This window comes from Pseudomonas tremae, from assembly GCF_001401155.1.
GTDB classification, from domain to species: Bacteria; Pseudomonadota; Gammaproteobacteria; order Pseudomonadales; family Pseudomonadaceae; genus Aquipseudomonas; species Aquipseudomonas tremae.
Genome location: NZ_LJRO01000506.1, coordinates 1 through 324 on the forward strand (window position 1 = coordinate 1; position 324 = coordinate 324).

The following is a 324-nucleotide window of genomic DNA, read 5'->3' on the forward strand; positions in this document are numbered from 1 at the left end:
GAGCAGGGCGAAACGCCCAAGGCGGTCTCGGCGCATAACGCCGAGCTGGCGACGATGGATGAGATGGAAGGCTTTTACACGCATCTTGAAGCCGCGCTTGTGGCCATCGGTTTCCTTGATCCGGAAAAACCACGTCATCTGATGGCGCGACTGCGCAGGCTATACGGGCGTAGCGAGGTCGAGCGATCCGAACTGAGTATCCTGCGTGGTGTGCTCACCGAAACCCAGAAAGCCGCACGCGGTGAGCCCTACAAGCGGAAGGATCAGTAATGTTCAAGCGTCTGCGAGAAGACATTCAAAGCGTATTCCATCGTGACCCTGCTG

Annotated in this window: 1 pseudogene; it reads left to right on the forward strand. The window is 57.7% G+C overall.

The window, feature by feature from the left end:
• Positions 1-270, forward strand: a pseudogene (locus ALO43_RS27475) (tRNA (cytosine(32)/uridine(32)-2'-O)-methyltransferase TrmJ); the annotation flags it as partial.
• Between the last annotated feature and the right edge of the window lie 54 nt (positions 271-324).